Consider the following 15,981-nt stretch of genomic DNA (forward strand, 5'->3'; position numbering starts at 1 on the left):
TTTTTGCGCAGCCCGTTCTATGTCTACGGCCTGTCAGTGAGCGCCGCCTTCGCGGTCGCGCTTCTTCAGCTCGTCGAGGAGCTGTTCGAGATGCGTGGGCAGCCGGGGGTCGGGGCGGAGTCTCTGCTGAAGCCGTTCCCCCACGGCATCGCAAATCGAGCGGCTGGTGCGCCGGTCGATTTGTTCGCTGTCATTGGCGAAAGGGCCCGTCATCACGAGGTTCCATGTTGCAGAGTAACGACACGGTACCAAGTCGTTGGCCTCCAAATGGTTTCGCCGGTCGTGGGGAATGCCGGACATTCTCGTGAAAATTGTATGAATTCGTCGTGCCTGCTCAAATGCGAGGCCCCGGCGGGGGGATCGCCGGGGCCTCTCTTGGAAGGTGCCGTGGGGGGCCGGCACCCTGAGTTAAGGTGCTGTCGGGCTCAGTAGCAGCGGTTGATCAGCCGCCAGCGGGGTCCCCAGGGGGTCGGGACCAGCCGGCGCACATAGCAGCCGCCATAACCGTAGGAGACGGGGGCATAGAAGCGCGGGCCACCCCAGCCATAGCCGTGATGCCAGCCGCCGCCGTGCCAGCCCCAGCCGCCGCCATGCCAGTGAGCAGAGGCCGAGGTCGGTGCCAGCGCGGCACCCAGCGCGACCGCAGCGACAGCGGCAAGCGAAAGTTTCCTCAACATGGTGATCTCCTCAAAACTGCCGGCGCGGGGTATCGCGTCGATGGAAAGGCCGCCGAAACGGTCTGCCTGATGATCAGGCTTTGGTTTCGATAGACCCAACCTTACGCCGGCGAAGCTGAACCAAAGCCTGAATGGGGGCTTCAGATTGGGTTCATCTCGATGAAATCTCGGTAATCCATCGCTGGATCCGCCGGGGCGGCCTGCGGCGAAGCGCCCGGGAGGCGGGTTTTGGCGGTCGCTTGCCGTCTGGCGAAGGCGCCGATATAAGCCCCGCAACTCCGAACCACCGCTTTTCTTCTCAAGGACAAGATCATGGCCATCGAACGCACTTTCTCGATCATCAAGCCCGACGCGACCGCGCGTAACCTGACCGGTGCGGTTAACGCCGTGATCGAGAAGGCGGGCCTGCGAATCGTCGCGCAGAAGCGCATCCGCATGACCAAGGAACAGGCGGAGACCTTCTATGCCGTCCACAAGGCGCGTCCGTTCTTCGGCGAACTCGTCGAGTTCATGACCTCGGGCCCGGTGGTCGTCCAGGTGCTCGAAGGCGAGAACGCCGTCGCCAAGTACCGCGACGCGATGGGCGCGACCGATCCGTCCAAGGCGGCCGAAGGCACCATTCGCAAGCTCTACGCAAAGTCGATCGGCGAGAACTCCGCACACGGTTCGGATGCTCCGGAGACCGCCGCGATCGAGATCGCGCAGTTCTTCTCGGGCAACGAGATCGTCGGCTGATCATTCAGCCGATACGTTAAAGCGACGGGGCGAAAGGACTCATTGTGAACTGGCTCTGGCAGATCTTCGATCCCGCTACGATCGGGGCATTCTTCACCCAGTTCCGCAATGAGATGGCCGAGCCGACCTTCTGGATTGCGGTCGGAAAGATCATCTGGATCAACATCCTGCTCTCCGGCGACAACGCGCTGGTGATCGCGCTCGCCTGCCGCGGCCTCAAGCCGCGGCACCGTCTGTGGGGCATGATCCTGGGCGCCGGCGCGGCGGTGCTGCTGCGGATCATCTTCACCGGCATCGTCGCAAGCCTAATGGAGCTGCCGTATCTCAAGCTCGTCGGTGGTCTCGCGCTGATCGTGATCGCGGCCAAGCTCCTGGTGCCTGAAAACGAGGACGAGGACGGCGTCGAGTCGGCCTCGCATCTGTGGCAGGCGGTGCAGATCGTCGTCGTCGCCGACATCGTCATGAGCCTGGACAACGTCATTGCGGTCGCCGCCGCGGCCAATGGCAGCGTGCCGCTGCTGATCCTCGGCCTTGCCATCAGCGTTCCCCTGATCGTCGCCGGTGCGGCGCTGATCATGGCGCTGCTCGCCAAGCTCCCGGTCTTGGTGTGGGCTGGTGCCGCGCTGCTCGGCTGGATCGCGGGCGAGGTGATCGCGACCGATCCCGGCGTCGCACCGAAGCTGCACACGCTGTTCGACGGTCCGTTCGGTGCCTCGCTGGACAATATGCTCGGTGCACTGCGCATCCCGGCCCAATTCGGCCATGGCGGTGGAGGCGGCGAATATTTCTGCGCGGCGCTCGGCGTCATCGTCGTGCTGGTCGTCGGCACCATCTGGCGCCGGCGCAGCCTGAGCCAGGCGGCGCTGGAATCCTCCGAGCGCCACGCCAAGGCGTCGGCAGAGTAAACTTTTCCGAGGGACGCATATCTCACCTCTCCCGCAGGGAGAGGTGAACTACCGACGCACGATCGAGCCGGCCCGGTTGACCAGGCGGGCGAGCTGGCGGAAGCGGCTGCCGACGCGGTCGGCGACGATGTCGCCGAGACGATGCTCGAACACCAGCATCAATTTGCGGCCCTGGCTGCGGAAATGCGTGGCGGGCAGCACGCCCGGCCGCGCCGCCGAGATCAGATGCGCGACGCGGAATGCCGCGCCGAGCAGGCGGGCGCGGTCGAGCTGGGCCGGCGTCAGCAACTCCTGCATGGTGGCCGGCGGCTGATTTTCCTCGCTCAGGCCCGCATAGCGATAGAACACGGACAGGCCCACGAAGGCGCGCTCGGTGTGGGTGATCGCGCCGAAATTGCCGTTGACGACGAGGCTCAGCGTCTGCTCGCCGCGGTGATCGGGATGCACGCGCCAGCCGATGTCGGAGAGCAGGCACGCGGTGTGGCGCAAGCGGCGGTCTTCTTCCGTCTCGCGCAGCTTCACGACGCGCGCCAGGCGATCGGTCCAGGCGATCAGCTCGCGGGCGTGCTTGGCCGAGCGCGACAGCAGCTGGTTGAGCTCTTCGGCTGCGCAGATCAGCCCGTCCTTGTTGCGCTCGGTTTCCGTCAGCTTCTCGTGCAGCAGGCCCTCGCGTACGCCGAAGGTCGAGAACACGATGGTCTTGGGCTTTGCCACGCGGATGATGTGCTCCAGCACCAGCGCCGCGTAGGTGAGGAGCGGGCGCCGCGCATCGGCAACGATCTCGATATCGGCGAGCATGTCGGCGGCCGCCAGACGGCGAAGGCGGCGCGAAAAGTCGAGCGCTTCCGCTGCAGAGATGGAATAGCCGTGCATCACCTGGAGCGGATAGCCGCTCTGAATGATGTGGATGCGCGCGAGCGCGCGCCAGGTACCGCCAACGGCGTAGAATGTACGGCCGCTCCCCGCCTTGAGCTGCGGCACCTCGTCGAGCTCCTCGCGCACGATACGGTCGGCGCGCTTGAGCGATTTGTGGGCGAGGTCCTGGAGCGCGAGCCCGCCGAGCGGCAGCGTCACGCCGCTGCGCACGCTGTTCCTGCGCACGTCGATCAGTTCGAGCGAGCCGCCGCCGAGGTCGCCGACGATGCCGTCGGGGTGGTGGATGCCGGAAATCACGCCGAGCGCCGACAGCCGCGCCTCGCGCGGGCCCGACAGAATCTCGATCTTCACTGCGCAGATGCGCTCGGCCTTGGCGATGAAGTCGGGGCCATTGGAGGCGTCGCGGCAGGCGGCGGTCGCGATCGCGAACACGCGACCGACCTGCATCACGCGGCACAGCGCGCGGAATCGCTTCAGCGAGGTCAGCGCCTTGTCGACGGCGTCGGGCGCAAGCAGGCCCGTGCTCTGCACCTCACGCCCGAGGCCGCACAGCGTCTTCTCGTTGAAGATCGGAATGAGGCTCCGCGCCAGTCCCTCGTAGACGACGAGACGGACCGAGTTGGAACCGATGTCGATGACCGCGACGCTCGAGCCGCGCTTGCGCGACCGAGTCACGTCGACGTCCGATCAGGATGGATGGCGTTCGTTCCGGCGCGTGAGACGGCGCGGCGAGGATTCCTTGAGCGACTTTCCACGGCCAGACAGACTCGGATTTGTCATGAAGTAGTTGTGGACGTTGAAAGGCTCCTCGCCCTTCGCGGTCTTCATACGCGTTGAGGACCCATCCGGCAACAATTGCCAGCTCTGCTCATTGTCCTTGAGATTCGCGACCATGATCTGTTCGAGAACCTGCTGATGCACCGTGGGATTTTGCAGTGGACACAGCACTTCGACGCGGCGGTCGAGGTTGCGCGGCATCATGTCGGCCGAGGAGATATACACAGCCGCTTTCGTACTCGGCAGCCCCTGGCCCATGCCGAAGCAGTAGATTCGGCCGTGTTCCAGGAAGCGCCCGATGATCGACTTGACGCGGATGTTCTCCGACAGGCCGGGGATACCGGGCCTGAGGCAACAGATACCGCGTACCACGAGCTCGACCTGGACACCGGCCTGTGAGGCCTCGTACAGCGCGTCGATGATGTCGGGGTCGACCAGCGCATTCATCTTCATCCAGACCGCGCCGGGGCGGCCGTGCCGCGCATGCGCGGTCTCGCCCTGGATATGCTCGATGATGCGCTTGCGCAGGGTCAGCGGCGACACCGCCATCTTTTCCAGATCGCTCGGCGCGGCATAGCCGGTGATGAAGTTGAAGACGCGCGCGGCGTCGCGCCCGATGGTCGGCTCGGAGGTGAAGTAGGAGAGGTCGGTGTAGATGCGCGCGGTGACCGGGTGGTAGTTGCCGGTGCCGGTGTGGACGTAGGTCGTGAGGCTGCCGCCCTCGCGGCGCACCACCATCGAGAGTTTTGCGTGCGTCTTCAGTTCGAGGAAGCCGTAGACGACCTGCACGCCGGCGCGTTCGAGGTCGCGCGCCCAGCGGATGTTGGCCTCCTCGTCGAAGCGCGCCTTGAGCTCGATCAGCGCGGTGACGGACTTGCCGGCCTCGGCGGCTTCGGCAAGCGCGCGCACGATCGGCGAATTGTTGGAGGTGCGGTAGAGCGTCTGCTTGATCGCGACGACATCGGGGTCGCGCGTTGCCTGCTGGAGGAACTGCACCACCACGTCGAAGGATTCGTAGGGGTGATGGACCACGAGGTCCTTCTGCCGGATCGCGGCAAAGATGTCGCCGCCATGCTCGCGCACGCGCTCGGGATGGCGCGGCACGTAAGGGGTGAATTCGAGGTCGGGCCGGTCGAGGCGGGTGAGCTGCGAGAGCTCGTTCATGGCGAGCACGCCGTCGACCAGGAATACTTCGTCGTCGGCGGCGGAGAGGGCATGCTGCACGAAGTTGCGCAGCTGCTCCGGCATCTTGGCGTCGATCTCGAGCCGGATCACCGATCCGCGGCGGCGGCGCTTCAGCGCGGTTTCGAACAGGCGGACGAGATCCTCGGCCTCTTCCTCGATTTCGAGCTCGGAGTCGCGGAGGATGCGGAAGGCGCCCTGTCCATGCAGATTGTAGCCGGGGAACAGTCGGTTGATGAACAGGGCGGTCGCCTGCTCCAGCGAGATCAGCCGCATCGTGCCCTCGGACGGCAGGCGGATGAAGCGGTCGATCTTGCCGGGCATGCGGATCAGCGCATTCATCTGCTTGCCGTCGGCGGCGCGCGTGAGCTGGAGCGCGATGGTGAAGCCGAGGCTCGGGATGAACGGGAAGGGATGGGCCGGGTCGATCGCGAGCGGCGTCAGCAGCGGGAACACGTTGTTGAGGAAGTAGTCCTCGATCCAGGTCCGCTCCGCCTTGGTGACCTCCTTGCCGTCCACCAGCACGATGCCGACATCGGCCAGCGTGGCGCGCAGGTCGCGCCAGATCGCCTGCTGGTCGGAAGCAAGCTGGGAGACCGTGCGGTTGATCAGCGCGAGCTGCTCGGACGGCGTCAGGCCGTCGGGGCTGCGCTCGGCAATGCCCTCGCGCACCTGGGCCTTGATGCCGGCGACGCGGACCATGAAGAATTCGTCGAGGTTGTTCGCGGAAATCGACAGGAATCGCACCCGCTCCAGCACGGGATGGCTGGGATTGACCGATTCCTCCAGGACGCGGCGGTTGAAATGCAGCCAGGAGAGCTCGCGGTTGATGAATCGCTCGGGGCTCGATGCGATCGCCGGCAGGCTCTCGGTCTCCGGGGCTTTTTCTTTTATTTCAACAGCTTGCGCGGAGTCCATGAGAAGTCGGTCCATCCAGTTTGCCCCAATTTGCGACTGACGCGCAAAACCGCCGGGAGCATGTGTTAGGGCGATGACGTTTCGATGACATTGATGTTCCGCCGTTCCGCGCCGTCAAGCGGCGTTGGGGCGGGGTCAGGCGTCGCGGAGCAGCTCGGCGGCCAGCGCCCGGGTCACGGGGCGGCCGAGCCGCAGAGCCTCGCTGTCGAGCAGTTCGACGGCCTGCCGGGCGGCGGCCGAGGATCGCTCCAGGCGGGTGGCGAGGTAGCTGACCACGCTCTCGTCCACGGTGAGCTGGCGGTCGGCGCAGAATTTGACGATCAGGCCGCGGAAGAGCTGGTCGTCAGGAGGCAGCAGCGTGACCACCGGCACTGCGCGCAGCCGCGAGCGCAGGTCGTTGAGCTCGATGTCCAGCGCAGCCGGCACATCGCGCCCCGTGAACAGGACGTAGGCGCCGTCCTCACGGGCGAGGTTCATCAGGTGGAAGAGGGCGCGCTCGTCAAAATCCTTGGCCTTGAGATCCTCGACCACCAGCGCGCCGGTGGCGAGCGCGCCAGGAACGCCTGCGGCGGTCAACGCATTGGCCGTGGTCGAGCGGGCGCCGGCCTCCTCGGCCCAGATCGCGGCGAGATGGCTCTTGCCGCTGCCTTCGGGGCCGGCCAGCCACATGATCCGGTTCGGCCATTCCGGCCAGCCGTCGATCAAGGCGAGGCCGGCAGCGTTGGCGGGACCTTCGAGGAAATTGTCCCGGCTGAGGCTCTCCGCGTGTGGCAGCGAGAACGCCAATTGTCGGGGGTGAACGCGGCCTGCCACGCTTGCTTTGCTCCATGCCGGACGGCCGGCTTCGCTTGAAAGATTCGACTTGATCGGGCGTGAGTTGGCCTTTTGCGGGGCCGGTTCGCGCTCATTTGGCCTCGATCGTGCTCATGTGCCGCACCCACTCGACGAGATAGAGCGACACGGAGGAGAGCGTGAAGATCGTGACGAGGCCCATCAGGATAATATCATAGGGCGCCGGCTTGAAACCGAAGGCAAGCGCGGCCAGCACCAGCGCCGCGAATGCCACCTGGGCGACGGTGTTGAGCTTCGACACTTTCGACGGCTTCATCTCGACGGGCCGGTCGAACAGCCAGGACACGATCACGGCGGCGACGATCATGATGTCGCGGGATACCACCAGGATCACGATCCAGCGCGGAATCGCGCCCCAGATGCCGAGCGACATATAGATCGAGACCAGCAGCGCCTTGTCCGCGAGCGGATCGAGCAAGGCCCCGAGCTCGCTTGCCATGTTGAAGCGCTTGGCGAGGAAGCCGTCCACGGCATCGCTGATCCCGGCGATCAGGAAGACGGCGAACGCCACCTCCATTTGGCTCGACACGATGGCCCAGACGATGATCGGGACCAGCATGATGCGGCCCAAAGTGATGATGTTCGGAATACTCACGCGGCGCTTCCCGGCACCCGGCCTGACCTCGAATCCGCCCCGTTTGAAGGCTGAACCCGTTGATATCTACATAGTATGGCGCCGAGCGCCATGCGAGCCATTGCGCGTCCCCGGAATTCGACGTAACCAGCCGCAACCCCACTGGAAATCGGGCATGACCGACCGCAAAAACGGCCTCACCTACGCCGATTCAGGCGTCGATATCGACGCGGGCAACCGCCTGGTCGATCTGATCAAGCCGATGGTGCGCGCCACCGCGCGGCCCGGCGCCGACGCCGAGATCGGCGGCTTCGGCGGTCTGTTCGACCTCAAGGCGGCCGGTTTTAGGGATCCCGTCCTGGTCGCCGCCACCGACGGCGTCGGAACCAAGGTCAAGATCGCGATCGAAACCGGCCTGCATGGCGGCATTGGCATCGATCTGGTCGCCATGAGCGTCAACGACCTCGTGGTGCAGGGCGCCGAGCCGCTGTTCTTCCTCGACTATTTCGCCTGCGGCAAGCTCGATCCGGAGGCGACCGCCTCGATCGTCGCCGGCGTCGCCGATGGCTGCCGGGAATCCGGCTGTGCCCTGATCGGCGGCGAGACCGCCGAGATGCCAGGCCTCTACAAGGACGGCGACTATGACCTCGGCGGCTTTGCAGTCGGCGCCGCCGAGCGCGGTACGCTGTTGCCGCGCAAGGACATCGCCGCCGGAGACGCCGTGATCGGTCTTGCCTCGTCGGGCGTGCACTCCAATGGCTTCTCGCTGGTGCGCAAGATCGTCGAGCAGTCCGGCCTCGGCTTCGAGGCGCCGGCGCCGTTCGCGCCTGTCATGACGCTCGGCGGCGCGCTGCTGACGCCGACGAAGCTCTACGTCAAATCCTGCCTGCGCGCGATCCGGGAGACCGGCGCGGTGAAGGGGCTCGCCCACATCACCGGCGGCGGCTTCACCGACAACATTCCGCGCGTGCTGCCCAAGAACCTTGGCGTCGGCATCGATCTGGCGCGGCTGCCCGTGCTACCGGTGTTCAAATGGCTGGCCGCGCAGGCCGGGATCGCCGAGCTCGAAATGCTGCGCACCTTCAACTGCGGCATCGGCATGATCGCGATCGTCGAGCCGGACAAGGTCGACCGGGTCGTGCAGGTCTTCACCGAAGCAGGCGAGAGCGTGGCGCAGCTCGGCACCGTGATCCCCGCCGAGGGCGAGCATCGCGTCGTCTACAATGGCCATCTCGATCTGGCGCCGTGATGAAGCGCCGCGTCGCCATTCTGATTTCCGGCCGCGGCTCCAACATGGTCGCGCTGATCAAGGCAGCCAGCGCGCGGGATTTTCCGGCGGAAATTTCCCTCGTCATCTCGAACAAGGCCGATGCACCGGGGCTCGAACGGGCCAGGGCGAGCGGCGTGAACACGCTGGTGATCGAGAGCAAGCCGTTCGGCAAGGATCGCGCCGGCTTCGAGGCGGTGCTGCAGGCCGCGCTCGATCAGCACGGCATCGAGCTGATCTGTCTTGGCGGCTTCATGCGCCTGTTCACGGCCGAATTCACCAAGGCCTGGTACGGGCGGATGCTCAACATCCATCCCTCGCTGCTGCCGTCCTTCCCCGGCCTCGACCCGCACGGTCAGGCCCTGCGCGCCGGCGTGAAACTGTCTGGCGCGACGGTGCACTTCGTGATCCCCGAGACCGATGCCGGCCCGATCGTGATGCAGGGCGCGGTTCCCGTCAGCGACCACGATACAGCGGACACGCTGTCGGAACGCATCCTCGAAGTCGAGCACCGCATCTATCCGGCCGCGCTGCGGCTATTGGCGACCGGCAAGGTCCAAATCGAGGGCGATGTCTGCAAGACGGCGGGCAGCGGACCGTCGGAGAATTTCCTGGTTTCGCCCGTGGCGAGCTGAGGCGCCGTCGCGTTTCGTCGTCACAAACAAAATCCCCCGGCAGAGCCGGGGGCATCGTCGTGATGTCTCGCGTGTGGAACGAGAGATCAGGAGACCTTGAGGTTCTCCGCGGATGATTTTCCGCGGTTCTCCACGAGGTCGTATTCAACCACCTGGTTTTCGTTGAGGGTGGAGAGTCCAGCACGCTCGACGGCGGAGATGTGGACGAACACGTCCTTGTCGCTGCCGTTCGGTTTGATGAACCCATAGCCCTTGGTCGGGTTGAACCACTTGACGGTGCCCTTTTGTGGCATCGTTCGTCTCCTCCGCTAGATACAAAAAAGACGCGGCCGCTTTTCGCGTGCCACGCCACAAACGGGCTTCCGGAAGTCTGTTCGAGTCTTGAGTCTCAATGTCGCGAAACGCACAGCCGAGCGCCAATTCCGATTGTGTCGGATATTGCAACACGAAAATCGCGCGTTAGCAAGCCATGCGCGAATTTCAAGGCCGGGCCGGGAGTGCCCGTCTGCAATTTCCGACCTGTGGCCGCGGAACCACAATCGGGAGCAATCACCCCCGTCTCAAGGCGCCAGCCGGTTGACCCTCCGTAACAGTTCGGCGCAAATCGCAGCATGCGTGCGCCGCTCGTGTTGCATTTTTGCGCGCCGCCATTTGCTTCGGGATTTGTCGTCATGCGCTGCACATCGCAGCCCTCCGGGACACGGCAGACGATCGGGCTGAACCGCGTCCGCCGGGGCGCGGCAGCGATCGCGATGTTGCTTGCGCTCGTCGTGGCGATGTTGGCGGCGACGCCCGGCTACGCGCAGACCCCGACGCCAACGCCGACCCCAACCCCAACGCCCACGCCGTCGCCGACGCCAATTCCGATGCCGACCTCGACCAATTACGACCAGTCGGTCGGTAACAGCACGCTCAATCTCGGGTCGGGGTTTCTGGAGCGGCTCGGCAACCAGGCGTCGGGTGGTTTCAACCGGGCGTTCCGGACCAATCCGGGCGGCGGCGGCGCGTCCGCAAGCACGGAAGATCCCCGTTACCGCACCTGGTTCGAGGGCTACGGTATTTCGGTCCGCACCGATGCGCAGGGGGATTTCGTCGGCGACAAGCGCAAGACGTTTGGCGGCGTCGCCGGCTTCGGCGCGCGACTCGCGCCTGGCGTCAATCTCGGCTTCTCCGTCGATCAGAGCCACACCGATATCGACGTGCCGCTCGCGCTCCAGTCGGCGACGCTCGATTTGACCCAGGTCGGTTTCAACGGCTCGATCGACAAAGGCCCGTGGACCTGGGCGTTCGCGGTGGTGCACGGTTTCGGCAAGGTCCGTTCCAGCAGGGATACCGGCTTTGGCGTTGCCTCCGCCGGCTATCGCGCCGCGGTCGACGGCGCACTGACCGAGATCAGCTACTACTGGACCAAGGATCAGATGCGCGTCGTGCCCAAGGGTGCGCTCGAATATGTCCGCGCCACCAGTGCGGCATTCCAGGAGGCTGGCGGCCTCGATCCGCTCAACGTCGGCTCGACGGCGCTCTCGCGCGCGCGTGTCATGATCGGGGCCGAGGTCGGGCGCTACTTCATCTTCGACCAGAAGATTCTGGATCTCTCAGCGTACGGCAAGTTCGTTGACAATTTTTACCAGAACCTCGGCTCGGTCCAGGTCAGCCTCGGGACCCAGAGCATCGTCGTCCCCGGCATCGGTGAGAGCCGCTACGGCATGGATGCCGGCGCGTCAGCCTCGCTCAGCCTGACCAACACCGCGCGGCTCTACGTCAATTACGACGGCAAGTTCCGCAACGAGCTCACCTCGCACCAGGGCACGGTCGGCTTCGAGTATCGGTGGTGAGGCACAGCTCGCCTGCGCCTATGTCGGCGTCGTCGCGACATAGCCTTTCAATCCGAAGCCTTCGCGCGCGGCCGTCATCATCGGCACCAGCGCATTCGGATGGATGAACTCGTCGCGGAAGCAGGGATAAGTCTTGGGGTCGAAGATCTTCTTCAGCCAGTCGACCACGATCTTGTGGCGCTCGGAATCGCGAAACTCCTTGTGATAGGTGAGCCATAGGTCGGCGTGGTGGCTCACGCCGAGATCGACGGCAATGAACGGTGCGCCGAGCGCGATCGACACCGTCGGCAGGAAGCCGATGCCGGCGCCGCGCTCAACCGCATAGAGTACGCCGACCGAGGAGTTGGTCTTGATTCCTACGATGCCCTCGAGCGTCTCCAGCCCGAGCACGCGGGCGTAGGCGGTGTCGTCGACCTGCGGAGCACTCTGCTTGATGATGCGGTGGTTCTTCAATTCGGCGAGCGTCGCCGGCAGGCCGTAGAGGCTTTCGTACTCCTTGGAGACGAAGGGATAAATGTGCAGACGGCCGAGCTTTGCGACGATCAGATCGGGGTTGGTCGGCGGCTCGAGCTGGATCGCGATATCGGACTCGAGCCGCGCGACGTCGGCCTGCTCCATCGCGCAGCGCAGATCGACGGTGATCTTGCGATAGGTTTTCTGGAAATCGATCAGCCGCGGCAGGATCCAGAAATTGCCGGGACCTTCCGTCACTGCGACGCGCACGGTGCCCGACGTGTCGTTCGACGAGCGCGAGGCGCGCCGGAAGACGTTGAAGGCATGACGCTCCATATGCGCGACGTCGGCAATCATTGCCGTGCCTTCGTCGCTGAGCGTGAGCCCGCTCTGATCGCGCAGGAACAGCTTGCAGTCGATGCTCTCTTCGAGCCGGTCGATCCGGCGCATCAGCGTCGTCGAGGTGAGGCCGAGCTCTTCGGCGGCGTTGCGGAAACTTTTATATTTTGCGCACGCTAGAAATAGCTTCAAATCGTCCCAGGACGCGTCCAGGGCTTCTTCACGGTGCTGCGTCATCGCAGCACCCCGGTGCAATAACTGCTGCATACTCCTGGTCCCCAACCGCTAAGCTCGACATAGCGGGGCACGAAAGCCGCAGACGATAGAAGGGCGATCAGGCTATGGAAAGGGGCTCCTTTGCCGCAAGGCATGATTTCGACGCGCTGCCGCTCAGTCCGGATGTCGACGTCCGTTGCGCGCAATTTTCTGAAATTGCGGCACTTTCCGAGATGGCGCGCCGGCTGGTGCCCGGCGTGCAGCTCGGAACCGCGGAGCTTGCAAAATACTTCACCTTCGATCCTCAGAGCATCCTGACGTTCAGCCGGAACGGCAAGCTGCTCGGTGGCATGGCCTTCCTGTTCCTGAGCGACCGCGGGCACGATGCCTTGTTGCTCGACGAGATTTGCCTCACCGCGCCGGAGACGCACTATCTGGCTTCCGCGAAGGAGGAGGTTGCTGCCATCTACATCTGGGCGGTCGCGGCGACGGGCCGTGGCATCGCTGGTCTCGGCAAGGCCGCGGCGCACCTCCGACAGCCGAGATTTCGCGGCGCGGATTGCTATGCGCAGCCTTCAACCGTGGCCGGACGCGACATCATGAGGGCGACCGGCTTCGAGCCTGTCCCGAGCTTCCAACCCGACCTGTGGTGCTACGAGCGCCCATGGCACCGGCGGCCGATGCGCATGCCGGGCGCGATCATCCAAGCAAGGAGTTTTGCAGATGCACGGCACTAGGATTCCCCCGGCGAAGCCCGACTCCCGCGCCATCACCATCCGCCTTGCGCGCAATCCCAACGATCTCATGCTGGTCACCGCCATCCGCTCGGCGGTCTATCTCGCCGAGCAGGATTGTCCGTTCGAGGAGGAGTTCGACGGCAACGACATGGTAGCCGCGCATTTCATCGGCTTTGTCGGCAGCGAGCCTGCGGGCTGCCTGCGGGTGCGCTTCTTCGGCGATTTCGCCAAGGTCGAGCGGCTCGCGGTGCGACACCAATATCGGCGCTCGCGCGTCTCGTTCAAGCTGGTGCAGGCGAGCGTCGACTATGTGAAGCGCAAAGGGTTTCGCAAGATCTACGGCCAGGCGCAGGACCGGCTGGTCGATTTCTGGGCCCATTTCGGCGCCAAGCCGCTCGGCCACAATCGCAAGATCACCTTCTCGGATTTTTCCTACACGGAAATGCTGCTGGAGATCGAGCCGGGTCCGGATGCCATCACGCTGGACAGCGATCCCTATGTCATCATCCGTCCCGAGGGCGATTGGGACCGGCCGGGCGTGCTTGACGCCTCGGCGGGGCGGGCGGTGACCTCGCCGCTGCGGGATCTCGCGCTCGCCGATCACTGAAACTGGTGCAGCTCTGCGCAAGATAATGCTGACTTCCAACACCGATGATCCGCCGATCCTGGTTTGTGCGGATCTCCAGGTCGAATATCTGACCCCAGGGCGTCGCCACGTCATCCTCGACGGCGAGGCGGCCACTGCGCGCTGCCTGGAACTCCTGATGCTGTGGCGCGACAATCTCTGGCCCGTGATGCATCTGAAGCGCATCGCCCAGGCGGCCTGGTTCAATCCGGCATCCAGGCTGACCGATTGGATCGCCGAGACCAAGCCGCGGCCCGGCGAGATGACGTTCGAGCACCCGCTGCCCTCGGCCTACAGCTCGGCGCGGTTTGTGGATTACATGTCCAATATCCGCAATGTGCGCTGCGTGTTGGTCGGCTTCTCCCTGGACGAGACCATCCTCGCCACCGCCGTTGACGGGTTTCACCGCAGCCATCGTTATCAGGTGGTGGCCGACGCCGTGGCCTGCCGCCAACCGGGCGCGGGCGATGCCGCCGCCTACAAGCATGCGGTAGTGAATGTCATCGGTAACTTTGCTACAATCCAGTCCAGCGCCGAACTGATCAGAACCAGCGGCGCCGTTGCGGTATAGGCGGCCGCGATCGGCGGATGGATGGGGTGGGACATTGTCACGGGGAGACGAGCTCAAGGAGCTGGCAAGCGACCTGTCGCGTGCCGTCGAGACGGCGCGCCGCGTCGGCTTGCCCACGACCGTCTATCTGCTCTCGATGGCGCTCGTGGAGGTGCGGGAAGCCGCTGCTGCCGCCGACGATGGTGATGATGATGACAGCGCGCCCTGAGAGCTGTTCCGTGTGCGGCTTTGTGCAACGCTGCTGAGCGCCTGCTGCCGACGAATTGGCGTTGCAAGTTCTGCGTTGTCGCAATAGCCAAGAGATGACGCTGGCCGCGCCGGCGATGTGACGACCTTGAGGATCTTTCGCAAATGTCCATGCTGCCGAATTCGCAAGAGGCCCGGGATGTGGCCTACCAGCTCCATCCCTACACCAACGCGCGCACCCATCAGCAGGCCGGTCCCCTGGTGATCGAGCGCGGCGAGGGCCCTTACGTCTTCGACGCATCGGGCAAGCGCTATTTCGAGGCGATGGCCGGCCTGTGGAGCGTCGGGCTCGGCTTCAATGAGAAGCGCCTGGTCGAGGCTGCGCACAAGCAGATGCTGGCGCTGCCGTTCTACCACACGTTCTCCGCCAAATCGCACGGGCCCTCGATCGATCTCGCCGAGAAGCTGGTGGCGCTCGCGCCGGTCCCGATGAGCAAGGTGTTCTTTACCAATTCCGGCTCGGAGGCGAACGACACCGTCCTGAAGCTGATCGCCTATCGCTCCAATGCGCTCGGCCAGCCGCAGCGCAAGAAGGTGATCAGCCGGATGCGCGCCTATCACGGCGTCACCATCGCGTCGGCCAGCCTCACGGGCCTGCCGAACAACCACCGCTCGTTCGACCTGCCGCTGCCGAACATCCTGCACACGGGCTCGCCGCACTTCTACAAGGACGGCGCGCCGGGCGAGAGCGAGGAGGCGTTTGCCACGCGCCGGGCCGAGGAGCTCGACGCGCTGATCCAGAAGGAAGGGCCGGACACGATCGCAGCCTTCTTCGGCGAGCCGGTGATGGGAGCGGGCGGCGTCATCGTGCCGCCGGCGACCTATTGGGACAAGATCCAGGCGGTCCTGAAGAAGTACGACATCCTGCTGGTCGCCGACGAGGTGATCTGCGGCTTCGGCCGCACCGGCAAGATGTTCGGCTGCGAGACCTATGGCATCAAGCCGGACGCGATCGTTGTCTCCAAGCAGATCACCTCGAGCTATTTCCCGCTGTCGGCGATCCTGATGAACGACCGCATGTTCGAGCCGATCGCGGATGAGAGCAACAAGATCGGCGTGCTCGGCCACGGTTTCACCGCGGCCGGCCATCCGGTCGGCTCGGCGATTGCGCTGGAGAACCTCAAGATCATCGAGGAACGCGGCCTGGTCGCACATGCCGCCGAGCTTGGCGGCTACATGCAGGGCAAGCTGCGTGAGCTTGCCAGCCACCCGCTGGTCGGCGAGGTCCGCGGCGTCGGCATGATCGCGGCGATCGAGCTGGTGCTCGACAAGCAGCGCAAGACGGCAGCGGCGACACCCGGCGCCGTCGGCGGCATTGCCAGCCGCATGCTCCAGGAGCGCGGTGTGATCTCCCGCAACATGCTCGATGCCATCGCCATCTGCCCGCCGCTGATCGTCAACAAGACCCAGATCGACGAACTGGTGGCGGCGATATCGGGCGTGCTGGAGGATATGAAGGGCGAAGTGGCGAAGCTGACGCCGGCGTAAGGTCGAGCGTTTCAATGTGGCCGGAGCAGCCGACCACATTCACCGGTGTCGTCCTGGCGAAAGCCAGGACCCA

The 15,981-nt window shown here is 64.9% G+C and carries 18 protein-coding genes; 10 read left to right on the forward strand and 8 right to left on the reverse strand.

The window, feature by feature from the left end; translation table 11 throughout:
- Nucleotides 1–33 precede the first annotated feature (33 nt).
- Both ACE10W_RS17895 and ACE10W_RS17900 read right to left on the reverse strand, forming a co-directional pair.
- The gene (locus ACE10W_RS17895; protein WP_028171105.1) at nt 34–213 is read right to left on the reverse strand and encodes a hypothetical protein; all 180 of its coding nucleotides are present in this window, start codon (nt 211–213) and stop codon (nt 34–36) included.
- A gap of 212 nt (nt 214–425) precedes the next feature.
- Nucleotides 426–677, reverse strand: a complete 252-nt coding sequence (locus ACE10W_RS17900) for a hypothetical protein (protein WP_027576269.1) — start codon at nt 675–677, stop codon at nt 426–428.
- Nucleotides 678–989: 312 nt separating this feature from the next.
- On the opposite strand from ACE10W_RS17900, the gene ndk reads away from it, so the two are divergent.
- Together ndk and ACE10W_RS17910 are read left to right on the forward strand one after the other, a co-directional pair.
- Nucleotides 990–1,412: a nucleoside-diphosphate kinase gene (ndk, locus tag ACE10W_RS17905; RefSeq protein WP_011086893.1), complete on the forward strand. Its 423-nt coding sequence runs from the start codon at nt 990–992 to the stop codon at nt 1,410–1,412.
- 44 nt (nt 1,413–1,456) lie between these two features.
- Complete coding sequence (locus tag ACE10W_RS17910) at nt 1,457–2,317, forward strand: TerC family protein (protein WP_028171106.1); 861 nt, start codon at nt 1,457–1,459, stop codon at nt 2,315–2,317.
- A gap of 48 nt (nt 2,318–2,365) precedes the next feature.
- Here ACE10W_RS17910 and ppx read toward each other — a convergent pair whose 3' ends face one another.
- The 4 genes from ppx to ACE10W_RS17930 all read right to left on the reverse strand — a co-directional run bounded on the left by ppx (nt 2,366) and on the right by ACE10W_RS17930 (nt 7,517).
- Nucleotides 2,366–3,868, reverse strand: coding sequence for an exopolyphosphatase (gene ppx, locus ACE10W_RS17915; protein ID WP_271556791.1), 1,503 nt, complete (start codon nt 3,866–3,868; stop codon nt 2,366–2,368).
- 12 nt (nt 3,869–3,880) lie between these two features.
- A complete protein-coding gene (locus tag ACE10W_RS17920; RefSeq protein ID WP_271556818.1) occupies nt 3,881–6,070 on the reverse strand; it encodes an RNA degradosome polyphosphate kinase in 2,190 nt (729 codons plus the stop codon).
- Nucleotides 6,071–6,205: 135 nt separating this feature from the next.
- Entirely contained in the window at nt 6,206–6,883 is a 678-nt protein-coding gene (locus ACE10W_RS17925) for a DnaA ATPase domain-containing protein (protein WP_028171109.1), read from the reverse strand.
- Between the two features lie 91 nt (nt 6,884–6,974).
- Nucleotides 6,975–7,517: a CDP-alcohol phosphatidyltransferase family protein gene (locus tag ACE10W_RS17930; protein WP_011086898.1), complete on the reverse strand. Its 543-nt coding sequence runs from the start codon at nt 7,515–7,517 to the stop codon at nt 6,975–6,977.
- A gap of 154 nt (nt 7,518–7,671) precedes the next feature.
- On the opposite strand from ACE10W_RS17930, the gene purM reads away from it, so the two are divergent.
- Both purM and purN read left to right on the forward strand, forming a co-directional pair.
- A complete protein-coding gene (gene purM / locus ACE10W_RS17935; protein WP_028171110.1) occupies nt 7,672–8,745 on the forward strand; it encodes a phosphoribosylformylglycinamidine cyclo-ligase in 1,074 nt (357 codons plus the stop codon).
- Nucleotides 8,745–9,398 carry a phosphoribosylglycinamide formyltransferase gene (purN, locus tag ACE10W_RS17940; RefSeq protein ID WP_028171111.1) on the forward strand — a complete coding sequence of 218 codons (654 nt, stop codon included), beginning with the start codon at nt 8,745–8,747 and terminating at the stop codon, nt 9,396–9,398. The genes purM and purN overlap by 1 nt, the downstream gene beginning before the upstream one ends.
- 86 nt (nt 9,399–9,484) lie before the next feature.
- Here the strand turns inward: purN and ACE10W_RS17945 are convergent, their stop codons facing one another.
- Complete coding sequence (locus tag ACE10W_RS17945; protein WP_008129967.1) at nt 9,485–9,691, reverse strand: cold-shock protein; 207 nt, start codon at nt 9,689–9,691, stop codon at nt 9,485–9,487.
- 378 nt (nt 9,692–10,069) lie between these two features.
- On the opposite strand from ACE10W_RS17945, the gene ACE10W_RS17950 reads away from it, so the two are divergent.
- Nucleotides 10,070–11,233, forward strand: a complete 1,164-nt coding sequence (locus ACE10W_RS17950) for an autotransporter outer membrane beta-barrel domain-containing protein (RefSeq protein WP_028171112.1) — start codon at nt 10,070–10,072, stop codon at nt 11,231–11,233.
- 18 nt (nt 11,234–11,251) lie between these two features.
- Here the strand turns inward: ACE10W_RS17950 and ACE10W_RS17955 are convergent, their stop codons facing one another.
- Nucleotides 11,252–12,292 carry a LysR family transcriptional regulator gene (locus ACE10W_RS17955; RefSeq protein WP_011086903.1) on the reverse strand — a complete coding sequence of 347 codons (1,041 nt, stop codon included), beginning with the start codon at nt 12,290–12,292 and terminating at the stop codon, nt 11,252–11,254.
- Between the two features lie 74 nt (nt 12,293–12,366).
- On the opposite strand from ACE10W_RS17955, the gene ACE10W_RS17960 reads away from it, so the two are divergent.
- From ACE10W_RS17960 to ACE10W_RS17980, 5 genes are all read left to right on the forward strand, one after another.
- Nucleotides 12,367–12,978 carry a hypothetical protein gene (locus ACE10W_RS17960; RefSeq protein ID WP_011086904.1) on the forward strand — a complete coding sequence of 204 codons (612 nt, stop codon included), beginning with the start codon at nt 12,367–12,369 and terminating at the stop codon, nt 12,976–12,978.
- Entirely contained in the window at nt 12,965–13,585 is a 621-nt protein-coding gene (locus tag ACE10W_RS17965; RefSeq protein ID WP_011086905.1) for a GNAT family N-acetyltransferase, read from the forward strand. Before ACE10W_RS17960 ends, ACE10W_RS17965 begins: the two co-directional genes overlap by 14 nt.
- A gap of 25 nt (nt 13,586–13,610) precedes the next feature.
- Nucleotides 13,611–14,174 carry an isochorismatase family protein gene (locus tag ACE10W_RS17970; protein ID WP_011086906.1) on the forward strand — a complete coding sequence of 188 codons (564 nt, stop codon included), beginning with the start codon at nt 13,611–13,613 and terminating at the stop codon, nt 14,172–14,174.
- Nucleotides 14,175–14,208: 34 nt separating this feature from the next.
- Nucleotides 14,209–14,382 carry a hypothetical protein gene (locus ACE10W_RS17975; protein WP_271556792.1) on the forward strand — a complete coding sequence of 58 codons (174 nt, stop codon included), beginning with the start codon at nt 14,209–14,211 and terminating at the stop codon, nt 14,380–14,382.
- A 143-nt stretch (nt 14,383–14,525) separates the two neighbouring features.
- Nucleotides 14,526–15,908, forward strand: coding sequence for an aspartate aminotransferase family protein (locus ACE10W_RS17980; protein WP_271556793.1), 1,383 nt, complete (start codon nt 14,526–14,528; stop codon nt 15,906–15,908).
- Nucleotides 15,909–15,981 lie beyond the last annotated feature (73 nt).

Origin of the sequence: Bradyrhizobium sp. B025 (assembly GCF_042257955.1) — a bacterium.
Classification (GTDB): domain Bacteria; phylum Pseudomonadota; class Alphaproteobacteria; order Rhizobiales; family Xanthobacteraceae; genus Bradyrhizobium; species Bradyrhizobium diazoefficiens.